15 protein-coding genes and 1 tRNA gene are annotated in these 24,353 nt (G+C 67.8%); 9 read left to right on the forward strand and 7 right to left on the reverse strand.

From position 1 onward, the window contains the following. The first annotated feature begins 49 nt into the window (after nt 1-49). A complete protein-coding gene (locus QH276_RS10550; protein WP_280402941.1) occupies nt 50-1,084 on the forward strand; it encodes a hypothetical protein in 1,035 nt (344 codons plus the stop codon). A 367-nt stretch (nt 1,085-1,451) separates the two neighbouring features. Continuing rightward, complete coding sequence (locus QH276_RS10555) at nt 1,452-2,228, forward strand: hypothetical protein (protein ID WP_280402928.1); 777 nt, start codon at nt 1,452-1,454, stop codon at nt 2,226-2,228. Here the strand turns inward: QH276_RS10555 and QH276_RS10560 are convergent. Both QH276_RS10560 and QH276_RS35355 read right to left on the reverse strand, forming a co-directional pair. Beyond that, nucleotides 2,206-3,678 carry an MFS transporter gene (locus QH276_RS10560; RefSeq protein ID WP_280402927.1) on the reverse strand — a complete coding sequence of 491 codons (1,473 nt, stop codon included), beginning with the start codon at nt 3,676-3,678 and terminating at the stop codon, nt 2,206-2,208. The genes QH276_RS10555 and QH276_RS10560 overlap by 23 nt on opposite strands. Nucleotides 3,679-4,502: 824 nt before the next feature. Further along, on the reverse strand, nt 4,503-5,903 hold the full coding sequence (locus QH276_RS35355; protein WP_348536684.1) for an SDR family NAD(P)-dependent oxidoreductase: 1,401 nt from the start codon (nt 5,901-5,903) through the stop codon (nt 4,503-4,505). Nucleotides 5,904-6,152: 249 nt separating this feature from the next. Here QH276_RS35355 and QH276_RS10575 point away from each other — a divergent pair, with 249 nt between their 5' ends. The 3 genes from QH276_RS10575 to QH276_RS10585 all read left to right on the forward strand — a co-directional run bounded on the left by QH276_RS10575 (nt 6,153) and on the right by QH276_RS10585 (nt 8,940). Next, the gene (locus tag QH276_RS10575; RefSeq protein ID WP_280402926.1) at nt 6,153-6,530 is read left to right on the forward strand and encodes a hypothetical protein; all 378 of its coding nucleotides are present in this window, start codon (nt 6,153-6,155) and stop codon (nt 6,528-6,530) included. A gap of 41 nt (nt 6,531-6,571) precedes the next feature. Beyond that, nucleotides 6,572-8,044, forward strand: a complete 1,473-nt coding sequence (locus QH276_RS10580; RefSeq protein WP_280402925.1) for an NAD-dependent succinate-semialdehyde dehydrogenase — start codon at nt 6,572-6,574, stop codon at nt 8,042-8,044. Nucleotides 8,045-8,157: 113 nt separating this feature from the next. Beyond that, nucleotides 8,158-8,940 carry an SDR family NAD(P)-dependent oxidoreductase gene (locus QH276_RS10585; protein WP_280402924.1) on the forward strand — a complete coding sequence of 261 codons (783 nt, stop codon included), beginning with the start codon at nt 8,158-8,160 and terminating at the stop codon, nt 8,938-8,940. A gap of 362 nt (nt 8,941-9,302) precedes the next feature. Here the strand turns inward: QH276_RS10585 and QH276_RS10590 are convergent. Continuing rightward, nucleotides 9,303-9,379 (reverse strand) — tRNA-Pro (locus QH276_RS10590). A 172-nt stretch (nt 9,380-9,551) separates the two neighbouring features. Between QH276_RS10590 and QH276_RS10595 the strand changes: the two genes are divergently transcribed. The 3 genes from QH276_RS10595 to QH276_RS10605 all read left to right on the forward strand — a co-directional run bounded on the left by QH276_RS10595 (nt 9,552) and on the right by QH276_RS10605 (nt 14,629). After that, nucleotides 9,552-10,019 (forward strand): hypothetical protein, encoded by a 468-nt coding sequence (locus QH276_RS10595; RefSeq protein WP_280406713.1) that lies wholly within the window; start codon nt 9,552-9,554, stop codon nt 10,017-10,019. Between the two features lie 990 nt (nt 10,020-11,009). After that, nucleotides 11,010-12,887 (forward strand): ABC transporter ATP-binding protein, encoded by a 1,878-nt coding sequence (locus tag QH276_RS10600; protein ID WP_280402921.1) that lies wholly within the window; start codon nt 11,010-11,012, stop codon nt 12,885-12,887. Further along, on the forward strand, nt 12,884-14,629 hold the full coding sequence (locus QH276_RS10605) for an ABC transporter ATP-binding protein (protein ID WP_280402920.1): 1,746 nt from the start codon (nt 12,884-12,886) through the stop codon (nt 14,627-14,629). The genes QH276_RS10600 and QH276_RS10605 overlap by 4 nt, the downstream gene beginning before the upstream one ends. 24 nt (nt 14,630-14,653) lie before the next feature. On the opposite strand, the gene QH276_RS10610 is transcribed toward QH276_RS10605, so the two are convergent. The 4 genes from QH276_RS10610 to QH276_RS10625 all read right to left on the reverse strand — a co-directional run bounded on the left by QH276_RS10610 (nt 14,654) and on the right by QH276_RS10625 (nt 20,017). Continuing rightward, entirely contained in the window at nt 14,654-15,991 is a 1,338-nt protein-coding gene (locus QH276_RS10610; RefSeq protein ID WP_280402919.1) for a salicylate synthase, read from the reverse strand. Between the two features lie 100 nt (nt 15,992-16,091). Beyond that, nucleotides 16,092-17,681, reverse strand: a complete 1,590-nt coding sequence (locus tag QH276_RS10615) for an NAD(P)/FAD-dependent oxidoreductase (RefSeq protein WP_280402918.1) — start codon at nt 17,679-17,681, stop codon at nt 16,092-16,094. 77 nt (nt 17,682-17,758) lie between these two features. Beyond that, the gene (locus tag QH276_RS10620; protein ID WP_280402917.1) at nt 17,759-18,991 is read right to left on the reverse strand and encodes a cytochrome P450 family protein; all 1,233 of its coding nucleotides are present in this window, start codon (nt 18,989-18,991) and stop codon (nt 17,759-17,761) included. A 12-nt stretch (nt 18,992-19,003) separates the two neighbouring features. After that, nucleotides 19,004-20,017, reverse strand: coding sequence for a methyltransferase (locus tag QH276_RS10625; RefSeq protein WP_280402916.1), 1,014 nt, complete (start codon nt 20,015-20,017; stop codon nt 19,004-19,006). Nucleotides 20,018-20,180: 163 nt separating this feature from the next. On the opposite strand from QH276_RS10625, the gene QH276_RS10630 reads away from it, so the two are divergent. Continuing rightward, nucleotides 20,181-24,353 (forward strand): non-ribosomal peptide synthetase (locus QH276_RS10630; RefSeq protein ID WP_280402915.1); only part of this gene is annotated, 4,173 nt, incomplete at its 3' end.

The following is a 24,353-nucleotide window of genomic DNA, read 5'->3' on the forward strand; positions in this document are numbered from 1 at the left end:
GAAATACTCCGAAATCGGAAAGGAAGATACCGTGAAATCACGCCACCCCATGACCCCTGTCGTGCCGCCACGTTACGTCGACAATATCTATACTCCCGAAGAGATCGAAATATTGTTCGATATCGTCAGGCATCGCGGGCCGTGGCGGCTGATCGCTGCCCAGCATTTCAAAACCGCCGAGGAATATCTTGCGGTTTCCGGGCCCAAGAATCATGATCCCGGCCGAAAATTGGAGCTCTCGGATCTGCTCACACCGACCTTCCGGGGATACTTCGGTAACTACGGACTTCCGCTCGAGGAATCCGCGCACGAGATCTGCTACAGCCGCAAGCTCCTCGATATGATCAAGTCGATGCACGGGGCCCGATATGCGGTACCGAACAGCTACCTCTTCAATGTTCGCGCACCGGCGCACAGTTACGACGCGGGCCATTTCGACAGCCCGAGCTGGCGCGGCATGGACAAATTCAACACCCCCATCTGGCTGCTCAGCGTCATGGCGAAATCAGGGCTGTTCGAGCACTGGGAGCTCCGCTCGGGTCAGGTGATCGCGTTATTCTATGATTCCGAGGTCGACGGCGGATTCACCTATTGGCCCGAAGGGCCGGACCGGCCGCCCGCCCGATTCCCGGCGCCGTTCCACAACAGTGGCATCCTCACCCACAACGAGAAGATGTTCCACCGCGGGGAGGCGAGCGGTCCCCGGCACAAACGCGCCATTCCGGGGCTCGGACTGGAATCCACCGTCGCCGGCGAAGGAGCGGACGAATGGGTTGTACGTAACGGGACGCAGGAGATCGCCCGATACCACGACAGCGAAATGCGATTCCTCTTCCATTACGGCGCCTACGTGTTCGACGATCTGGTCGACGCCACACGGTATTTCGAGCACACCGACGATCTCACTCTCGACACGGCACTGGAGCTGCTGTGCGCGGATCTGCGCCGGCGCGGCGTGCAGTTCGTGGAACCGTCCGACCCTCTGCACGACAGCGAGTTCGTCGCGTTGCTGACGCGCGAGTACGCCATGGCTCCCAGCGCGTATCCGGTGGAGGCGCCGCTCGATCTCGTCGGGGCGGCCTGACTTTCGGCGGCCACGGGCGTCGCGGCGGCCGGAGTGCCGTCTTCGGGAAATCCCGACAGTACCGAATCCTGCTCGGCGTGATGAGGGCCTCGGGCATGGCCTTCTGAGCCCATCGGTCCTGCGCGGACACATGTCCGTGGTGCGCCCGGCGTAGTGCGACGAGGAAGTCCGGCCCGGGGATATCCGCTGTCCATTCAGCGGAAAAGCGGACAGACGCACCACCCTGGCACACGCCATGATCGACCTCGGTGAGGTATCGCCCGATGGTGTGCCGTCTGTACGGCCGGCGCCCGGCCAAGCGATACCGCCGGCGCCGGGCGCCGGAAACCATCCGGAAACTGTTCATCGAATCGGATCGGCAGGCTGTATGTTCTCGGAACGCGCGTTCTTCTCCTTCATCGATCTCACCGACCCCACCGTGCATCGCGAATACAACGAATGGCATCAGCTCGACCATCGTCCGGAGAATCTGCTGCTGCCGGGGGTCGCCTGGGGCGATCGGTGGGCGCGGCCGGCCGAATACACCGCGCTCGATCGGTCGTCGTCGCAGGACCTCGCCGGTATCGACTATGTGGCGATGTATTGGTTCCGCCCGCCCTACGAGGAGAGTGTCGCGGCGTGGACCAAACTGGGTGAGGACTCGTTCCAATGGGGCCGGGGCCCGCAGCTACCGGGCGTCATGCGGCCGCTGCTCGGATTCTTCACACCCGTCAAGGGATACGCGGCCCCGCGAATCGGGGTGTCGGCGGAGGCACTGCCCTTCCGGCCCAACCGCGGGTTGCATCTCACCGTCACCCATTACCCGGAACCGCATGCGGCCGACGTCCATGAGCAGTTCCGCTGGGACGATCGTGTCGGTATCCCCGCGCTGCTCGACTGCCCCGGAGTGGCGGGTGCGTGGACCTTCTCGCTGCATTCGCTCCAGAAACACCCCACCCTGCCGCTCGGCGCCGGGAATCGCGAATACGCGCCGGGCGCGCTCCGTATCCGGATGCTGTACCTCGACGCCGACCCGGCCGAGGTGACTCGCTCGGTGGCGGCATCGGAACAAGCGCTTGCCGATACCGGCTCGCCACGGCCGGTGGTGGGGGAGACGCTGTTCGACGGCCCGCTGCGAACGATCATTCCCTGGCAGGATTGGTGACCCCCCGCCCGGACCGCCGGCCGGCGATGAGCAGGCCGGCGAGTCCGGCGGCGGCTCCGGTGGTAGCGGCCGCGATCCAGAACATCATGGTGAAGGCCGGCGCCCCGGGATAGTGCTGGGAGCCGACGGTGACGGTCCAGGTGCCCGCGGCCGCGGCCATGGTCGCGCTGGCGGTCGAGGTGCCCACCGACTGGAGCAGTGCGCTGATACTGGTGGCCGAAGCCGATTGGGTTACCGGGACAATTGTCATGATGGCAGTGGGTACGGCGGCGATCGTCAGGGACAGGCCGATGCCGACCACAACGGCACCCGCCAGCATCTGCCACGGTTCCCGGCTGAAGGGAACACGGAGCGCGAACGCGGCCGACAGTTCGATCGCCGCGACCAGAAGCACCGGTTGCGGGCCGAATCGTGCGATGGCGCGCGCGGCGACCGGCGCCGTGGCTATGCCGACGAGCGCGATGGGCATGAGCCAGAATCCGGCTTCCAGCACGCTCAATCCCGCGCCGAACCCCGTCGCCGCCGGTTGCTGCAACAGCTGTGTGGTGATCAAAATATTGCTGAACAGTGCGAAGCCGATGAGCAGCGCGCACAGGTTCACCAGCAACAGGGGTGGCCGCGCTGCCACCCGCAGGTTCACCAGCGGGGCGTCGGAGCGGAGCTGCAGGGGTATCCATGCCGCGAAGAGAAGCACGCTCGTTCCGGCGAGAATCAACGTCTCCGGACTGGTCCAGCCCCACTGCCCGCCCTTGGACAGTGGTAGCAGCAGCGCGGTGAGCGCGCCGGCGAGCACGACGGCGCCGGGCAGGTCGAACTTTTCTCGTGCGCGCGGCGGGGACGGGGGAACAACCTTCACGACGATGAGCGTCAGCACCGACCCGGCCGCGGCCACCGCCCAGAAGATCCAGTGCCAATCCAGGAATGTGACGATCAGGCCGGACAGCGGCAGGCCCGCGGCGGCGCCGATGGCCATCGATGCGCTCATGGTGGATACCCCGCCGGGGACCCGGTGCGGCGGCAGCACATCGCGCATAGTGGCCATCGCGACAGGAATCAGTGCCAAGCCACATCCTTGGGCGGCCCGGGCGAGCACCAGGGGGAGCAACGCGTCACTGAGCGCACCCAGCACCGATGCGGACACCACGAGCAACAGCGTCAGGACGATCAGCAGCTTCTTGCCGAACATATCGGCGAGCCGGCCGATCAGTGGTGTGACGACCGCTCCTGTGACCAGGGTGGCGGTCACCAGCCAGGAGGCATTGCTCGCGGAGGTGTTCACCAGCGACGGCAGGGCCGGCAGCAGGGGCAGGACCATGGTCTGCTGGAGCGCCATCAGATACCCGCAGGCGCCGAGTACCACGACGATCCCGGTCCCGGACCGGGTTGTGGGGGTACGGGCAGGGCCGGAAAGCCGATCGGGCGATGTTCCGGTCTCCCGGATGCTCACCATCGGTTCGAGCCCGGTAGCTGCGGGTGGAGGTCGAAGCGGCGGTTCGGTGGCATCGTCCCAGAATCGATCCTGGTGGCAGGCGCCGCAAGGGTAACCACCGCTGAGTGGAAGCCCTGTTTTCCTGTGCCGCTGAGTGGGAAGCAACCCGGGGCGACGCCGCGGATATGCCATCTTGTGACCCGGCTCATGGTCGTCGTGACGGCCTATGAGCCGAGACAGGATCCGCGCATGGATGGGCAACGGCGACGACGTGGTCGGCGTTGCGCAGAGCCCGCGACGCGTCGGACCGGAAACCCGAGACGCATTCGGTGCGCAACCCGGGTATCCGGTGAGTGCAGCAGGATGGATGGGCATGACCAGGCACAACGAAGAGAACAGTGCGGGTCTCCGGTATACCCGCGGCCCGGCGACTTCCGGGACCAGCGCCGATGTGCGCGTGCGAATCTGGTTGTCCGGGCGCGCTTTCGAATACGTGATCGCGGCCGCGGCAGTGGGCAATCTGATCGCTGATTGGAAGCGGCAGCGGTGGTGCGGGGCAATCGAATTATCGCCGGCTCCGGCTTCGGGAGTGCCGCGGATACCTTGCGAACGGTTGTACCTGGGAAGGTGAAGCGGCCACGTCGGCAGCTGTCGTCGGTGCTGAGGGCCACCGGAGGGGCCCGCCGGGAGATGAACGCATCGCCGAGGTCATCGCAGACCGCCCTCCGGTAAGCGTAGGCAGACATAGCCTCCGCTGAGCACGGTCCGCGGCGGATCGGATGCCGGGAGGCGGTCGGGCCGATTCCGCTCGATCCCGCAGCACCCGATCCGGGCCGGTTATGCGGTCAGCCGAGGTTATCGGCGATCACGGCGTCCGCGGACAGTGGCTGGGTCAACGACCAGAGAGTCCGGGAATGGCATTTGCTCATCCGCCACTCGCCGTCCTCGAGCACGTAACGGTCGTCGTATTCGATCGCCGCGAGCGTCTGCGTCCGGGCACGCAGATCGAGCTGGGTGAAGCGCAGGGTCCAGGACCCGACGGCTTCGGTAGCGCTGAGCAGCGTGATGTCCGGCATCATGCCGTGGTGCATATCGAGGATCCGGTGCCTGCCGTCGTGTGTGCTCAGGGCGATATCCCGGAATACCTGGGTCAGCCCGTCGGCGTCGAAACGGCCGAGCGGACCGAAATCGATATCCGCACCGGCCGCGATGAAGCACGCGCGTATACCCGCTGGGTCCTTGGCGTCGCAGGCACGCCAATATCGATTCTTCAGACGCTTGATGGCCTCGATGCGGTCGTGGTCGCCGGGGACTGCCCCGCCGGGGCGGGTCTGCGACTCCCGGTCTGCGAGGAAGTCCGCGTAGGTGGGCGCCACCACCGGGAACTCCGACGGCGCACCGAGCCATTCGCGATAGGAGGGCGGTGCCGAACCGTCGATATCGGTGATGCCGTACTCGCTCGCGAGCTCCGATCCCCAGTAGGTATGTCCGGTGCGCGCCAGCACTGCCGGGTCGGCGGCGAGCGCGGCGATGACCCGTCCGGTCACCGCGGGGGATTCGACACCGGGAAATACGGTTCCCACCAACCGATCGGGGTCGAGTCCGCCGCGGTGGAGTTGCTCGGTGTTCAGGACACCCATCCAGATCGAGACGACCGCGACACCGTGCGGCCGGAATTCGTGCGCCATATCATGCGCGAGCTTGTCCGACCCGGCTTTCCCGGCCCCGTAGACCGGGCCGTGCACTCCCGGAAGGTAGGTGCGTGCTCCGGGGGATGAGGTGTGCACCACCAGTCCACCGGCGCGGATCAGCAGCGGTGCCGCGTAGTAGGCGGCGACGAAATGTGATCGGAGGCCGACGTCGAGCGGCTTCAATTCCTCGGCCAGCGACCGCTGCCAGAAGGGCTGGCCGGGAGATTCGGGTGCGGCAGAGAGCGCGGTCGCGTTGTTCACCAGAACATCGAGACGGCCGTATTCGCGGTCGATCCGCTCGAAGAGCGCGCGCACCTGGTCGTCGTCCCTGTGGTCGCAGATCACGGGGATGGCGGTGCCGCCGCGGGCGGCGATATCGTCGGCCGTCCGGTGTACCGTGCCGGGTAACCCGTCGGCGCTGCTACCCTCCGTCTGCGTGCGGCCGGTGATGTAGACGGTCATACCGGCCTCGGCCAGGGCGAGAGCTATTCCCTTGCCCGCGCCGCGTGATGCTCCGGTGACAACTGCGACGCGCGGCTCGTTCCGGCTCACCATGTGGTTTCTCCGTGCATTTGTGCCGTCCTTCCTCTGCATGTTTTCGCCAGCCTGCCCGCGGCGCCGGGTACCGGCCGACGGCCCTCCCGGTCAGCGGAACGGTCATGGGACCTGGCCGGAGATCTGTCGTGTACTGAAGACGCCCTCGATACCGCTACCGATGCTTCGTGGGTCGGCGAAACACAACCCCCGAAATGGGCCCATTCCACCGTCCCGGTCGGCGATCCGGCCCGAAAGGACCTGTGCGCCATGAAGTTCGATGTCATCCTGCCGGGCACCAATCACATCCCGGGGTTCTACCCGTGGTCACATGCGCTCGACGCGGACGGTTTCCGGCGGATTCTCCGCACCCTGGACGAATCGGGCTTCCATGCCGTATCGGTCTCCGAGCATCTCGCGATGCCGCTGTTCGAGGTGCCCAGGCTCGGGTCGTACTGGCAGGATGCGTTGTCGACGATGGCGTTCGCGGCCGCGGCAACCCAACCCGACCGATTTCACGCTCGAGGCCGCTATCGGAAGATCGGTATCACCCGCACGGTCGCCGAACCGCCGCGCGGCGTGCGGCCGGAGCAGGAATATCTGGACTATTTGTGCTGGATCGCCGCGGAAGTCATGCCGGAAGTATGAGGGACTTCGGCCGTTACATGATCGAAAAGCGAGGAAACTCCATGCCGACTCGGGACGCCTATCCGGCTGTGAAACAGTTCATCGACGGGAGGTGGGAGGACGGCGACGCAGGCACCTCCGAGAAGGTCCTGGATCCAGCGACGGAGGAGGTCGTGGCGACCTATCCGCATGTCGGGCCCGGGCAACTCGACCGGGCACTGGCCGCCGTTTCGCGTACCGCGCGTAGTTGGCGGGATACCCCGCCGCTGCGCCGGTCCGACATTATCCGCGGCGCCGCGCAACTCCTGCGTGAGCGGGCGGATATCATCGCGTTCGCCGTATCGAGCGAGCAGGGCAAACCGCTGCACGAGGCCCGTGCCGAAGTACACGCCAGTGCCGAGATCATCGACTGGTGCGCGGAGGAGGGCCGGCGTACCTACGGGCGAATCGTGCCGTCCGGCAGCGACAGCCGCCTGATGGTCACCACCGAACCGGTCGGCCCGGTGGCAGCGTTCACGCCGTGGAACTTCCCGGTCCTCACCGTCGCGCGCAAGGTCGCGGCGGCCCTGGCGGCCGGCTGCCCTGTCATCGTCAAAGCGGCCGAGGAAACTCCTGCGGGCGCCTTGGCGGTGATCTCCGCGTTCGCGGACGCGGGCGCCCCTCCCGGGGTCGTCAACCTGGTCCTCGGCGTCCCCGCCGAGATCTCGGAGCATATGCTGTCGGCCGGCGTCATCCGGAAGGTTTCGCTGACCGGATCGGTCGGTGTGGGACGGATACTGTCGCGGTTGGCGGCCACGCACGACATCCGGACCACCATGGAACTCGGCGGCAACGCTCCGGTGATCGTCGAGCCGGATATCGACATCGACGAGGTCGCGCTGCGCCTCGCGACCTCGAAATTCCGTAATGCAGGCCAGGTCTGCAACAGTCCCAGCCGGTTTTTCGTGCATGCCGCGGTGCACGACCGGTTCGTCGACGCGGTGGAACGGTTCGTTCGCGAGATCGAGCTCGGCGCCGGGACGGCGGCGGGCACCACGATGGGGCCGCTGGCCAACGCGCGCCGCGTCGACCACGTAGGGAAGGCTTTGGCGGATGCGCTCGACCGGGGCGCGGAGGTTGTCTGCGGCGGTGGGATCCCGGACGGCGCCGGATACTTCGTCGAGCCGACCGTGCTGACCGAGGTCGACGATTCCGGCACCGTCTTCGCGCAAGAAATCTTCGGCCCGGTCATGCCCATCGTCCGGTATCACGATCTCGACGATGCGATCGCCCGCGCGAACGCGACCACCTATGGCCTGGCATCGTTCGTCTTCACCGATTCACTGGCCAAAGCCCATCGCATGGCCCGGGATCTGGAAGCGGGGATGGTCGGTATCAACACGACCGTCGTATCGCGGGCCGAGATGCCGTTCGGCGGGATCAAAGCCTCGGGTCATGGTTTCGAAAGCGGCCTGGAAGGGGTCGATGCGTACTTGCGCCGGAAAACGGTGCTGGAGCACGACCCCGCCGTGCCGGGGCTGGGAATTTCGCATTGACGACCCCCCATGTCCGCGCGCAATGCGGGAAATAGCCGGCAGGGCGATGGAAATGGCAGCAGTCGGCGTTCGACGCCGACCCTGCCGGATTTCGGAAGAGCAGAGGAACAGACATGTCCGTATTGACCGGGAAAGTGGGAATTGTGACCGCCGCGGGCAGCGGAATGGGACGGGCCGGCGCGATCCGGTTCGCCCGTGCCGGCGCCACCGTGGCCGTGGTATCACTCGAGGAAGAGGAAACCCGGGAAACGCTCGCGCTGGTGGAGGCCGCGGGAGGTCAGGGGCTGGCGCTCGCCGGTGACCTCGGCGACGAGGATTTCGCCCGCGATATCGTGGACAAGACCGTGGAGAAATTCGGCAAACTCGATTTCCTGTGGAACCACGTCGGATATCCGGGACCCGCCGCGGTGGAAGACCTCGATCTGGCGGCGTTCGACAAGACGATCGATCTCAACCTGCGCACGGTCATGGTGACGACCTCGCGCGCAATCCCGCACCTGAAGAAGGCCACTGACGGGAACGTCCTATTCACCTCGTCTTCGTCCGGGTTGACCGGTTCGCCGTGGAGCCCGGTGTACTCGATGGCGAAATTCGGCGTGGTCGGCTTGATGCGGGCGCTCGCCAAGAAGTACGGTCCCGAGGGCCTGCGTTTCAACGCGGTGTGTACCGGAATGATGGACACCCCGATGTTGCGCGTGTTCGTCGCTCGGCCCGACGACGACCGGGCGCGAGGAGCGGATGCCGAGGAGTTGAGCCGCCAGGCCGCCGAGGCGATACCGCTGCGCCGGCTGGGACAGCCGGAGGAGGTTGCGAACGCGGCCCTGTTCCTGCTATCCGAAGACGCATCATTCATCACCGGCGTCGCCCTTCCCGTCGACGGCGGAACGGTCGCGTAACGGGCGTAGACGATCGACCAGGGCTACCGGCCTGACCACGTCGCCATCTGGCCATCGGTGCGCACCCGAACCGTAGGAGCCCGGCCGTCGCGGCGCATATCGCGGTACTTTTCGGCCGAGATTTGTCGCGCCGATGCCTTTGCCGTTGGCAGCACCCGGCTGGACGCACGGCTTATCGAGTGCCATCCATCGCGCGGGCGACTGATCAGTCACAAGAGGGAATCAACGGCCTCTGCAAAACCGAGCTGATCAAGCCACGAGGCCCGTGGCGCAGCGTCGATCAGTCCCAAATTGGTCCCGAAACTTCGATTGGTCGAATGACAGAAAACCCCTTCCCATGCAGGTGGGAAGGGGTTTTTCCATGGTCGGGCTGACAGGATTTGAACCTGCGACCACTTGACCCCCAGTCAAGTGCGCTACCAAACTGCGCCACAGCCCGTTGCACCCTGTCAGGGTGCCCGATGAGAGTACCTCAGAGAGGTTCGGGAGAGCTAATCGGCTGGTCAGAGCTGTTTTGCTGGGCGGGGGCGTTGTCAGGGGGTGGGGTAGCCGTTAGGGTTGGCGCGTCGACTCGGGGTGGGGGATCGGACTCGACAGGATGGGGCAGAGCGATGTATGCAACAGCGGAACGCTCTCGGAGGATTTCCCGGACAGCCGGTGCGATCGTGGGGGTCGCCGCGGTATTCGCGGCGGCCGGGTCGCCGGTGGTGGCGCCGGCCGGTGCGGAGCCCGCGGCTCCGCCCGGGCCGGTGGTGGTGTTGAACGACTATTGCGCGGAGCAGGGCGCGGTCGCGTACCTGGAGGATGGACGGACCGTCTATTGCAGCCAGGTCGCGGAGACCGACGCGTTCGTCTGGTCGTATTCGCGGCAGCCGATGCCGCTCGACCCCAATACCCGCGGCTACAGCTGTGACGCGGACGGTTGCCGCTATCCCGATGGGTCGGAGGTTCCCGGGGCTCAGCGGTGCGGGATTCTGTGTGGTGAGCCGCCGACCTCGGGCGACGTGCAGAGTGGGTTGGCCGAATGCTTCAACTCCGGAGCGCCGTTCGACGAGTGCGAAGGGCGACTGCCCGGCTGATTCCGCGAATCGCGGCACCTTGGCATGGGTGACATGGCCTTCGACGGTTGGCGCCTGCCCACCCATTACTCGTCGATACCGTCCCGGCACTCGACCCCAGCCCTGCGCTCGCCTCGCCTGCGGCCCCGGTGGGGATACGCTGTGGCCGGCGAGTCACCGCGGTCGGTATCTCGGCCACCGCGGTGGAGCCGGTGCACCACGCCGCCCGCGACGCCGGCTCCGACGCCTTGTCACCACCGAACGCCGCGACCTCGAATGCAGTTTCCCCGGCCGTGGGCCCGGCCTGACCTCGGACCGATACTTCCACACCCCCTTCGCATTCCCCCCCCCCAGGCGAAAGTGCTGCGCACCGCGGCCGCGGCCGTGAAGCTGTCGGCTCTTCGTCGACAACGGTTCGCTCGCACCGGGGTCCTGGACGAGGACCCCGAGGCCCATTTCCCGGCTCCGGAAGAGATCTACGCCGAACTCGCGCCGGCCGGCTCCGGACGGATCGTCGAATGCGCCGACAGAGCCGGGTACCGCGCCACCGAACCCGGCGGGCGGAACGCCGTCGTCGTCGACAACATCCTGCTCATCCGTTTCCGAACACCGATGGCGGCCGAGATCCGGGACAGGACCGGTATCCGGTTGGGGGCCTCGGCCGGGCCGGCCCATATCGAGCTCGCCGTGCTGCCGCGCGCCGGCCGTCCGTCGACGAGGTGTACCTACCTCGAGGCGGGGGCCCGGCCGGAAACACCTGAACGACCGTGCGGTGAGAGCGCCTGTGAGACGGGCGAGTTGGCGGCGCCCTTCTGTGTGTGGGCTGCGACCGGTGATGGCTCGAGCCTGCTGTGCCGGGCGACGTGGTGTGTTAGGGTGCCTCTTATTCGACAACGATAATCGTTTCCCTTTACCGTGCTGCCGATGAAGCGGGGCTTCGATCGCGACGCCGGGGAGATGTGCTGCCGAGGGGACGGCGGTTCTCGTGGATTACGGACAGGAGCCGTGGCAATGGGTGATACCGGGACGTTGCTCCAGGTAGCAGAGGTGGGGCAAGAACCTCGGAGAGACGCGGGCGAAGCCGCGGTGACGCCGGGCAATGCGTTGTTCCGGGTGACCGCACCGGTCCGTGGCCGGCTCGGTGCCGCCATGGCGCTCGGCGCGCTCGGCGGCGCGGCCGGGGTGGCGGGTTTCGTGGGATTGGCGCTGGCGCTGGGGGAGCTGTTCGAAGCCGGGACCGAAACCGGCACGGTGGTGGCGTTCCTGGTGCTGGCCGCGGCCGGGTTCCTCGTTCGGTTCGCCCTGCGCGCATGGTCGTTCCTCCTCTCGCATCTGGCGTCGTTCGATCTCGAGCAGCGGTTGCGCGGCGATCTCGCCGCGCATCTGGGCCGGGTTCCGCTCGGGGAGGCGCAGCGGCTGGGGTCGGGGGCGGTGAAGAAGGTCGTGCAGGACGATGTGCGCGGCTTGCATATGGCGGTGGCCGATGCCGTACCACTGGCCGGATTCACGGTGGCGCAGCCGATCGCGGCGCTGGTGGCGCTGGGTTTCGTGGATTGGCGGCTACTGCTGGCGGTGGCGGTGTTCCTGCCGGTGGTGTTCGTCGGGATGCAGTTGACGTTGCGGGATTACGTCGAGACCCGCCGTCGCTACGACGAGGCCAACGAAGCGATCAACGCGGCGACGGTGGAGTTCGTGCAGGGGATGCCGGTGGTGCGGACCTTCGACGACGGCACGGTGTCGTTCCGCCGTTTCGTCGACCGGGTCCGGCAGTTCAATGTCGCGACCACCGTCTGGCAGAACAACAATCGCAGCGCGATGATCTTCGCCAATCTGACGGTGGCGCCGTTGCCGACCATCGTGATCGTCACCGCGGTGGGCATCTGGCTGACGGCCGGCGGGTCGATATCGCCGGCGCAGCTGGTTGCCGCGATCCTGATCGGCACGCTGCCGGTGGAATCGGTGGTGCCGTTGATGAATCTGTCGAATCTGATCAACGATTCCAAGGCCGGTGCCGCGCGGATCGTCGAAGTGCTCGATATCGAGCCGTTGCCGGAGCCGGAGCATCCGCAGTCTCCCGCCGACGGGTCGATCGTGTTCCGGGACGTGCGGTTCGGTTACGGTGGCGCGGAGCGCGCCGCACTGGACGGTGTGAACCTGACGATTCCGAGCGGCACGGTATGCGCGCTGGTCGGGCCGTCCGGCTCGGGCAAATCGACGGTCGCACGACTCATCCCACGTTTCTGGGATGTGGACTCCGGGGAGGTGCTCGTCGGTGGGGTGGACGTCCGGCGTATCGGCTCCGCGGAGCTGCTCCGGCGGCTGGCGATGGTGTTCCAGGATCCGTTTCTGCTCTCCGGCACCGTGCGGGAAAATATTCGGCTCGCCCGCCCGTCGGCCACCGACGCGGAGGTCGAGGCCGCGGCACGGGCCGCCCAGGCACACGAGTTCATCGTCTCGGAGCTACCCGAGGGCTATGACACACCCGTGGGCGAGCGCGGGACGCGACTGTCCGGCGGGCAGCGCCAGCGCATCACCATCGCCCGGGCACTGCTGGCGGACGCGCCCATCGTGATACTCGACGAAGCGACCTCGTTCGCCGATCCCGAGAACGAAGCGGCGATCCAGGCCGCCCTCGCCGAGCTCACCCGCGGCCGCACGGTACTCGTGGTCGCTCATCGCCTGTCCACGATCGTCGACGCGGACCAGATCGTGGTGCTGGAAGCCGGCCGGGTCGCCGAATCCGGCACGCATACCGAACTACTCGCCGCCGGTGGCCGCTACACGCGGCTCTGGGAGCACCACCAGCGCGCCCGCGGCTGGGGGCTCGGCGGCGGCCGGAACAAGCGGGCCCTCGGCACCGCCGGGAACAAGGAGGCTACCGACCGATGAGGCGAATCGTGGGGCTGATGCTGCTCGCCGCCGGCGACTACCGGGACGAGTTCCGCCGCACCCTGTGGTGCGCGTTTCTCGGCTCGATCCTGCAGGCGGCCGCCTATGCCACGTTGATTCCGATTCTGTACGAGCTGAGCAGGCCGGAGGTGAACACCACCGTGGTGTGGACCTGGTTCGGCGTACTGGTGGCCTGCTGGGTGGTCCAGGCGGTATTCCACTACGGGCAGTTGCGGTTCGAGTTCGGCCGGTGGGCCGATGTGCTCGCCGCTACCCGGATGCGACTGGGCGACAAGTTGCGGACCATGCCGCAGGCCGACCTCGAGCGCCGCGCCGCGGGGGACCTGACCACGGTGATGGGCAGCAACGTCGCCAACGCCACGATGAGTTCGTCCGGGATGGCGCTGCTGTTCATCCAGATGGTGACCGTTCCGGCGATCATCGGGGTGATCATCCTGGCGGTCGACTGGCGGCTGGGACTGGTACTCGCGGTCTCGGTACCGTTCGCGGTGCTGTTCGTCCGGCGGATCCAGCAGATCACCGGGGCGGGCGCGCGCCGCACCGACGCGGCCGACGCCGCGGCGGCGAGCCGGGTGGTGGAATACGTGCAGGGTCTGCCGGTGCTGCGGGCGACCGGGCAGATCGGCAGCTCCTCGCAGCGGCTGGTCGAAACCCTCGAAGAGCAGAACGACGCCATGTCGTCGATGCAGAAGCGGCTGACCTGGCCGGGCCTGCTGGCATCGAGTGTCGTCCAGCTCTGTCTGGTGGCGATGGCCGCTACGGGGGCGGCGCTGGTTCTCGATATGGACATGTCGGCGGCTTTGCTGATCGCCGTGGTCGCCGCGGCCGTGCGTTTCGCCGAGCCGTTGTCGACGATGGCCAATCTCTCCTCGATATTCGAAATCACCGATTCGGCGCTGGAAAGGGTCGGCGAGGTGCTGGATGCCCCGGCGCTGCCCGTGGGCGACCCGGAAGCCCGGATCACCGGCTACGACATCACCTTCGACGATGTGCACTTCGGATACGCCGACGGCAGCCGGGTCCTGCGGGGAGTGTCTTTCACCGCCCCCGCCCGATCGCTCACGGCCCTGGTGGGCCCGTCCGGGTCGGGTAAGACGACGGTGACCAGATTGCTCACCCGGTACGCGGACCCGGACAGCGGCAGCGTGCGGATCGGGGGGCTGGACCTGCGCACTCTCGACTCGGTGGAGATCTACCGCACGATCGCGGTGGTCTTCCAGGACGTGTATCTGTTCGACGATACGATTCGCGCGAATATCGCCATGGCGGCACCCGGCGCCACCCAGGAAGAAATCGAGGCCGCGGCCAGGGCCGCCAATGTGCACACCTTCGTCGAACGGCTTCCGCACGGTTACGACACCCGGGTCGGCGAGATCGGTGGCGCGTTGTCCGGCGGGGAACGGCAGCGTATTTCGATCGCCCGCGCGATCCTGAAGGACGCGCCGATCGTCCTGCTGGACGAGCCGACCGCCGCACTGGACACCGAAAGCGAGGTCGCTGTCCAGGAGGCCATCGACGCGCTGGTCGCGGAGAAGACGGTCCTCGTGATCGCGCACCGCCTCTCCACCGTGGTGGGCGCGGACCAGATCCTGGTGCTGGAAGACGGCCGGGTCGCCGAACGCGGCACCCACGACGAATTGCTCGCCCAGCAGGGTCGCTACGGCGCGATGTGGGCGGCGCAGACGCGGGCGCGGCACTGGCGGGTGACGGCCTCGGCCTAGTGTGCGGAGTCGCCGATGCCCTCGTCACCGGATATCGGTGACGAGGGCACTCGACGGCTTCCGGGGGCGTGCAGGCACGAGATAGGGGGCGATACAAGCCAGTTTCTCGCAGGTCTCCTCGAATTCGCGCGCGGGTGTCGAGCCGGTGACGACACCGGCCCCGGCGCGCAGCCAGCTGCGCCCCTCGCGTTGATAGACGGCGCGCAGGACGAGTGCGGCGTCGAGAGAGCCGGTGCTGTCCGCGCGCACGACGGCGCCGCTGTAGAGGCCGCGGGTGCCGGGTTCGAGGTCGCCGATCGCGGCGCAAGCGGGTGCCTTGGGGATACCGGACGCCGTGATGGCCGGATACACCGCCGCCAGGGCGTCCCACGACATCCGGCCGTCGGCAAGCAGGGTCTCGACCCGTGACGCGAGATGCTGCACGCTGCCACGCTCTTTCACGGTGAGGAATTCGCTGACCCGCGTCGGGCTGCCGACACTGTCGAGTTCGGTGTAGGCCAGGCGTACGGAGGTCGCGTGCTCGTAGACCTCTTTCGGATCGGAGAGCAGATCCTCCCGCAGCGTCCGGTCACGGTCGGGGTCGCCGGTCCGGGCCCGGGTACCGGCCAGCGGCTGGGTGGCCGCCAGCCCGGCGCCGTCGGCCTCCAGCACGGTTTCCGGGCTGACACCGGCGGCCTGCCACCCGCCGAGGTCCAGCAGAAAGGAACGTGCCGGAGTGTTCATCCGGCGGACCGCGGCGTAGGTGGAGGGCATATCCACCGTGAACGGCAGGTCCACGCGGCGGGACATGATGACCTTGTCGAATGCGCCGTGCCGGATCCGGTCCAGCGCCTCCCGCACACGCAGCAGGTAGGCGGTGTCGACGGTATCCACGGGTACCGGCCGGGGCGCCGGGGCGGGCCCGGACGTATCCGGTAGCTCGAGGTCGAACGGGGCGCCGTGGCACCGGATGTGGACCTCGGTGCCGGTGATCTCCAGTTCCACCCCGGGCACCATGAAGTGAGCGAGGATATCGTCCGGTGCCGCGGTGTCCGGGCGGTACAGCTCGAAACAGGCCCAGCCGTAGGCCCGCCAGCGGTGTATCGGTGCCCGGTCCAGTGCGGCGTGGATCCGGGGCCAGGGGTTGCCGCTCCAGGATTCGGTGCGGTCACCACCGAGCGTGCTGTGCAGCCGGTCGGGGCCGACGGTCACCGCACCGATCGGATTCCCGGCCACATACCAGCGGCCCGGCTGTTCGTACACGACGTAGTCGGTGAGGTGTCCGGCGGCCGCGAGGGCGGCGGCCAAGGTCAGGGGGTCGCTGTTGTGCGGATGCACGGTATGGACGTAGTCGTCGGCGCCCAGTGTGGTGGTCCGGTTCATCGTGCTCACAATCCGGTTCGCGGGAGTTGCCGTCCGGGGGACGGCCGGGTCGCGATCGATAACGCGGGATCCGGCCGTCCCCCGAAAATCGGCGAAGGGGTCAGGCAAACGATTCTTTGATCCACTGTGGTGCCGCGGTGCGGGTCCACCGCATGAACTCCATCGCCTTGTCCTGGGAGATGTCGATGTATTTGAGTTCCGGGTGCCCGTGGGGTAGGTAATCGGGGAAGAATCGTTCCCGGTTGATCCGGTCGATGATCGCGCTCGCGGCGGCCGTGGGCGTCAGTTCTCCGCGTTCGACCGCTTCGCAGTGCTCGCGCGCGGTGCGCAACAACTCCCGCACGGTCTGGGCCAGCGGGGAGTCACCGGGTTCCAGAGCCCGGAACACCTGGTCGTCCCGGCGGGCGAAGTACCTGGACAGGGCGTGTTCCAGGGCGGCGTCGGAGTAGAAGCTGTAGGTGTGCCAGACCCGGAATATCGCGTCCCACAGGGCGTAGTCGCGGAATCCGACATACGACGAGTAGGCGAGATCGTCGTGCACGTCGTACATGCGCTGCTGGAGTGCGTCGAGGCCGGCGAACTTCGCGGTCGACCAGTCGTTGTCGCGCGCGGCGTCGATGATCCGCCAGGCCAGTGCGTTCACGGTCTGGAAGGAGTTCGCGAGTCCGCGGGAGAACAGCGCGTCGATCGCGCCGGCGGATTGTGCGGTCAGGCAGAAGCGGTCGCCGACCGTGCCGGAGGCGGAGTACTGCAGGCGCCCGGTACTCACCCAGGGGCGGACGGCCGTGGCGTTCTCGAATTGTTTCGCGACGGAGGGGAACCGCTCGAGGAAATCGGCGAACTCTCGCTCCGGCGCGGGCCGGTCGTCGAAGACCGCGTCGCCGGTCACGGTGAGCCCCACGCTGCACAGCGGGTTCATCGACTTGTCGTTGTTGTCGAACGGGATCACCCAGAGCCAGCCGCCGTCGAAGACGTGGTGCAGCGTTCCGTTGTGCCACCGGCTCGGCGGGTCGTAGCGGACCGGCGCGATATCGTCGAACGGCCGGACGCCGATCATATGGGTGAACAGGGACCGGGAGTGTGTCCGGGCCCGGGTGGGTTGTTCGCGGAGCCCGAACCGATCGGCCAGCGCGGAACGGAAACCGGTGGCATCCACCAGGTATTTCGCCTCGAACGACTCACCGGATGTGGAACGCAGCCGGGCCCCATGGGCCGGGTCGATCTCGATATCGTCGATCCGGGTGTTCTGCCGGACCACCGCGCCGTACCGCACAGCGAGGTGGAACACGTACGAATCGATATCCTGGCGGAACCAGTGCGCTTCGGCGCGACGGTATCCGGAGGCCAGCACGACCTGATGTGCTTTGCCCGGATCCGCCGGCCGGCCGTGTTCGTGGTAGACGAAACCGAAATTCTGTTTCTGCCCGCAGGTCTTCGTCACCCGCTCGGCGGTGTCCGCGAAATTGGTCAGCGCGTGGAACTCGGGAATGTCGTAGCGTTCGGCCAGGATCCGCACGGTGGTGGTCGCGTGCGGAATGGTGGATTCGCCGATGACGAAACGGGGATGCACACCCGCGTCGATGAGCAGCACCTTCAGCTGGTGGCGGGCCAGAATGGTGGCCAGGGTACTGCCGGCGATTCCGGCGCCCAGAATGGCGACGTCGTACCGGGCGTCGGTCGGGGATGACATGGTCGGACTCCTTGTGCTGTCGGGTACTCGGCGCCCGGCCACCGGAAGCGGTGCGCGGTGCGCGAGGTGGTGAGCGATCAGGGGCGTACCGGCAGCCGGCGCAGGCCGCGCAGTCCCATACCGGGGCGCCAGCGCACCCCGGCGGGTGGGACCGCGAGGCGCAGCCGCGGCCAGCGGGCGCTGAGGGTGGTGAGTGCGATGGCGACTTCGGTGCGGGCGAGGGCGGCGCCCATACAGTTGTGGATACCGCCGCTGAACCCGAGGTGGGGCCGGGGTTCGCGGTGGATATCGAACCGGTGCGGATCGGTGAAGTGAGCGGGGTCGCGATTGGCGGCGGCGGTGCAGACGAGGACGCGGTCGCCGCGTTCGATGCGCCGGCCGCCGAGCTCCAGTGGTTCGAGCGCGAGACGTATGGTCGCGGATTCCACCGGACCCCAGTAACGCATGGCCTCCTCGACGGCCGGGGCGGCGAGGCCGGGTTCGTCGCGGAGCGCGGCCCACTGGGCGGGGTGGGTGAGCAGGGACAGGGTCGCGCTGGCGACGAGACTCGCCGAGGTCTCGAAACCCGCCGCGACGAGCAGACCGATCATGGACGTCAGTTCGGCGTCGGAAAGCGCGTCCTTACCGGACTGCGGATGTACCAGTCGGCTGGTCAGGTCGTCGCCGGGATCGGTTCGTTTGCGGCGGACGAGATCGCGGGTGTAGCCCTCGAGTAGTTCGCGCAGGGCCGGGTCCGGGCCGGACAGCGGGGTGGAGGCGGTCGCGGCGCGGACGGCGAGATCGTGCAGGCCGGGATGCCACGCCTCGGGAAACCCGAGAATCTCGCCGAGCACGGTCAGCGACAGCGGATAGGCATAGGTGTGCAGGAGGTCCACGGTGCCGTCACCGTCTCGGGCCGCCTGCTCCGCTTCGTCCAGCAGCCGTCCGGCATGCCGGACCACCGCGGGCTTCAACGCGGTGACCGATCGGGAGGTGAACGCCTGTTGCGCGGCCCGCCGGAGCCGGGTGTGTTCCGGCGGGTCGGACAGCAGCATGGTGGGTGGTGGTTCCGGGATCCGGGCTCGTGCCCGGGCCGCGAGCTGGGCGGGGGACAGCAGCGCGCGTGGATTGTTCGCCAGCCGGTGCTCGCGCAGCGCTACCTCGGCTGCCGCGTATCCGGTGACCATCCAGAATCCCCGGCCCGGTTGTTCCGGCAGTTCGGCGAAGACGACCGGTGACCGCGCGCGCAGCGCGTCGTAGACGGTGTGGGCGCGTTCGTGGAAATCGTCGGACAACAGGTCGACCACGATCGGGCGGGTCTTGTCGAGCATGGTGATGTCCGTTCAGACCGGTGTTGCCTCGAGCAGTGAGTACGACGTGGGCAGGACGGTCGGGTGTACCCCGGTCACCGTGAATCCGGCCCGGCGGCACAACTGTTCGTACTCGGTGCGGGTGCGTTCCTGGCCGCCCATGTTGACGAGCATGCTGATATCGGTGAGGTAGGGGGCTGGGTCCGCGGTGTCCACCACATCGGGCAGTACCGATTCCACGATCAGCAACCGGCCGCCGGCGGGCATTGCCTGATGGCATCGCTCCAGGATGACGTGGCAGCGCTCATCGTCCCAGTCGTGCAGGATGTTCTTGAGTACGTAGATGTCCCCGCCCTCGGGTACCGCGGAGAAGAAGTCGCCGGCCTCGATACGGCAGCGATCGGCGACCCCGGCGGCGGCCAGGGTCGTGGCGGCCTCGGCGACACCGCTCGGTGAATCGAAAACCACGCCGCGTACGGTGCGAGCACCCCGCAGGATCTGCGCGAGCAGGGTTCCGTCGCCGCCGCCGATATCGACCACGGTGGGGTAGCGGGTGAAGTCGTAGCTCACCGGTATCAACTGCGCGATGGGCAGGCTGACCTGCCGCATGGTGGCGTTGAATCGTGCCGACAGCTCGGGTTTCGTGGCGAGGTAGCCGAAGAAATCGGTGCCGTAGAGCCCGGCGAACGTCGGTTGCCCGGTGCGGACCGCCTCCTCGGTGAGCTTCCAGGAATCCAGTAGCGCGGGATCGGTGAACAGCAGGACGGCCGCCGCCTGGGAGTCCGGCCGATCGGTGCGCAGCGGCATACCGGCCTCGCCCAACCGGAATGTGCCCGGCCGGGTTTCGACGACGATCTCCAGGGCGGCCAGGGCGCGGAGTAGCCGGGCGAGTGCTCCGGGATGGGTGCCGGTGCGTTCGGCCAGTTCGGGGTAGCCGAGTTCGCCGTCGCCCAGGTGATCGGCGAGCCCGAGGCGCGCCGCGGTGCCCACAACCTGGGAGCAGATCGTTCCGAACATCATGTTCATGAGTCGCTGGTGAGCTGCCATGCCTACTTCCTGTGCATCGCCGAAGCGGTTCGCCGCCAAGGAGTTTCGTACTGCCGAACCGAAGAGGTCGCTTGACCGAAGCCGTCGGCACGTCGTAGATTGTAGCATTATTGAAAATGGTTATCGTTTCCTAGTTGGGACCGTGATGCAGGATGAGCTCCGTTTGCCACTCGTACGCACGACGAAAGAGGTGGCCTGGGGCGTAGACCGGCTGCGGCGGGAAATAAGCGCCCGCACCGGAGTACCGGTGGACGATCTGACCGACGACGCCGACCTGCTGGGCCTGGGCATCGACTCGGTGACCGTTATGCGGATCTCCGGGCTCATGCGAAAAGCCGGTTGGCGGGTGGAATTCCGTGATCTGGTGCGTAATCCCACGCTCGGTGCGTGGCGGAAACTCCTGGACGCCGGTGAAATCCGCGCTGTCGCCCCGCACGACACCGCCGGGAAACAGGTCGTCACCGACCTTGCGGAGCCCTTTCCGCTCGCGGTGATGCAACACGCTTTCTGGGTCGGGCGCACATCGGGACAAGAGCTGGGTGCGGTGGCCGCCCACTTCTACAGCGAATTCGACCATGCGGGCGGCGTCGAACCGGACCGGCTCGAACGGGCGATGCGCGACCTGATCGCGCGGCACCCGATGCTGCGGGTGCGGATCGATGCCGCGGGTCTGCAGCGGGTGACCGATCGCGGTTCCTGGCCCGGACTGCTCGTCCACGACCTCCGGGAACTGCCCGAATCGGAGCGGTCGCGGCGCCTGGCGCGGATCCGGGCGGACGGCTCGCACCGGAGTATGGATATCGGGGCGGGTGAGGTCATCGACCTGCAGCTCTCGGTGCTGCCCGGTGGCCGCACCCGGGTGCACCTGGACCTGGACATGATCGCCGGAGACGCGCTGAGCCTGCGCACTCTCCTCGCCGACCTGTCCACGCTGTACGAACACGGTTCCGCGGCGCTGCCCGCGCTGAAATACCACTACGGCCAGTACCTGGCCGACCGTGGCCGGGCCCGTGCCACCGCCCGTGAACAGGCCCGGCTCTGGTGGCAGGCGCAATTGCCGAACCTGCCCACCGCGCCCGAACTTCCGCTGCTGACCACCGAAGCGGCGAGCGGCGTGCGGGTCGACCGGCGCAAGTACTGGTTGTCCCCGGAACACGCGACACAGTTGCGTACGCGAGCCCAGCGGGCCGGACTGACCACCGCCGGCGTGCTCGCGACTGTTTTCGCCGAAACCATCGGCGCCTGGAGCGGTACCGACCGCTTCCTGCTCAATCTGCCCGCCTTCGACCGGGAGCCCCTGCACGCCGAGGTGGACCGCCTCGTCGGCGACTTCTCCAGTTCGGTCCTGCTCGACGTGGACCTGTCCACACCGATGTCGGTGACCGACCGGGGACGGGCGGTCGCCGATCGGCTGCGCGAGGTGCTGGGATACGCCGCGTACTCCGGTGTCGAGGTGCTGCGCGATCTGAGCCGAGCCGCCGGCGGCGAGCGGGTGCTGGCGCCGGTGGTATACACCAGTGCGCTGAGCCTGGGGGAGCTGTACGCGCCCGAGGTCCGGACATGCCTGGGCGATCCGGTGTGGACGATTTCCCAGGGCCCGCAGGTCTGGCTGGACGCCCAGGTGACCGAATACGACGGCGGCATTCTCCTCAACTGGGATGCGCGTGTCTCCCTGTTCCCGCCCGGCCTGCTGGACACCATGTTCGACGCGTACGTGGGCGTCGTCGAACTGTTGCTGGACGACGACGGCGCCTGGGATCGTCCGGCGCCGTGGCCGGTCACCGGACGCCGATACGGTGCGGTCGACCGCGCGCCCGCACTACCGCTGCACGAACGGTTCTTCACCCGGGCGGCGACGGACCCGGACCGGACGGCCCTGGTCGCCGGTGGTGCCACGCTCTCCTACGGTGAACTCTCCGCGCGCGCCCGGAGTATGGCGCGGCTGTTGCGGGACAAGGGAATCGGGCGGGGTGACAGCGTGGCCGTCACCCTGCCCAAGGGAGTCGACCAGATCGTCGCGGTACTGGGTGTGCTCGCCGCCGGCGCGACCTATGTGCCCGCGGGTATCGACCTGCCCCGCGCGCGGCGCGAACGGGTCTACCGCACGGCGGGCGCCCGGCTGGTCATCACCGGCCGGGAGACTGTGGCCGCCGGTTCCTGGCCGGACGATATCGCGCCGGTTTTCCCGGAGCAGGCGCGCGTCGTCGCTCCGGTGGCCACGATCGCCGAGGTCGATCCCGAAGACGTCATGTATGTTATCTTCACCTCCGGTTCCACCGGTGCGCCGAAGGGTGTCGAGGTGCCGCACCGGGCCGTCGCGGCCACCGTCGATGCGGTGAACGGCCGGTTCGGTATCGGCCCGGACGATCGCACGATCGCGTTGTCCGCGCTGGACTTCGACCTCTCCGCCTACGACCTGTTCGGATTCCTGGCGTGCGGTGGCTCGGTGGTCGTGGTCGACGAGGCGCAGCGGCGGGATGCCGCCGCCTGGGCCGAACTGATCCGCCGGTGGGAGGTGACCGTCGTCAGTGCGGTGCCGGCGCTGCTGGACATGCTGTTGACCGCCGCCGGCGGCTCCGGGCTGGGTAGTGCGCTGCGGGTGGTCATGCTCGGTGGCGACCGGGTCACCGTGGATCTGCCGGACCGGTTGCGCCGGCTGGTTCCCGGCTGCCGGTTCGCCGGCCTCGGCGGCATGACCGAGGCCGCCGTCCATGCCACCGTCTGCGAGGTCGGCACCGTCGATCCCGGCTGGTCGAGTGTGCCCTACGGGGTTCCGCTGCCGCACGCCGGCTGCCGGGTGGTCGACCGGCACGGCCGGGACTGTCCGGATTGGGCGGCCGGGGAACTGTGGGTCACCGGGCTCGGGTTGGCTCACGGCTACCGGGGCGACCCGGAGCGCACCGCCGAAAAGTTCGTCCGGCACAACGGAGTTCGGTGGTACCGGACGGGCGACCTGGTGCGCTACCGGCCGGACGGCATCCTGGAATTCCTCGGCCGTATCGACCATCAGGTCAAAATTCGCGGGCACCGGATCGAACTGGGCGAGATCGAAACGGTGCTGGCCGAACATCCACAGATCACCGCCGCGGCCGCCGCCGTGCTCGAACAGCCCACCAGATCACTCGGCGCTGTCGTCGTCGGTGACCTCGGCGATGTCACCGATGACGCCCTCCGGGCCTGGCTCGGCGAGCGGCTGCCCGCGTACATGGTGCCCCGCGTGTTCGTCCGCGGCGCGGCTCTTCCCGTCACGCGCAACGGCAAGATCGACCGTGCCGCCGTGCACACGGGCCTCGCCGCTGCCGCGGACCGCCGCGGAAGTACCGGATCCGAGGCGCCCCGGGAGGGCCTGGAGCGGACCGTGGCCGAGGCCTGGGCGGATCTCCTCGGTATCGAGGAGATCCGGCGCGATGACGACTTCTTCGCTCTCGGCGGCGACAGCCTGCTGGCCACCCGCTTGGTCCGGCGGCTGCTTGCCGAGGGGGTGGCGGGCGCCGACCTGGCGCATCTGTTCAGCACGCCCACCCTCGCCGAATTCGCGGCGAGATTGACCCTCGGTACCGCCACGGAGATCCCGGAGATCGTCCCCGACCCCGCGCACCGGTACGAACCGTTTCCGCTGACCGATATCCAGGTCGCGTACTGGCTGGGCCGCTCGGCGGATTTCGATCTCGGTGGGATTCCGGCGCAGTTGTACATCGAATACGTCTGGCCCGGCGTTGATCCGGCCCGGCTGGCGGCCGCCTGGAATCGGGTGATCGACCGGCATCCGATGCTGCGCGCAGTGATCGCGGCGGACGGGACACAGCGAATCCTCGACGAGGTACCTGCGTACCGGATACCGGTGGTCGAAGGGTCCCTGGCAGCGGTTCGTGAGGACATGTCCGGCAGCCTCCTCGATGCGGGCAGCCGGCCGTTGTTCGATATCCGGGTCGTGCGCGAGGGTGCGGACACCCGGGTCTGCGCCGCTTTCGACACGCTGATCGCCGACGGCCTGAGCGTGCTGGTGCTGCTGTCCGAGTGGACCCGGTTGTACGCGGAGCCGGACCTCGCGTTACCGGAACCGGGGCTGGAATTCCGTGACTACGTGCTCGGTTGCGCACCGTCGGATGATGAGGTGCGGGCGGCTTTGTCGTATTGGCGGTCGCGGTTGCCGGAGTTGCCGCCGGGTCCGCAGTTGCCGTTGCGGGTGTCACCTGCGAGGGTGCGGCGGCCGCGGTTCGTGCGGCGGGAGGTCCGGCTGGATGCGGACGTCTGGAGTCGGATCGTTTCGCGTGCGCGGGCTATCGGTGTGACGCCGAGTGTGGTGCTGCTGGCTTGTTATACGTGGGTTTTGGGG

Source organism: Nocardia carnea (genome assembly GCF_029869215.1).
Taxonomy (GTDB): Bacteria; Actinomycetota; Actinomycetes; order Mycobacteriales; family Mycobacteriaceae; genus Nocardia; species Nocardia carnea_B.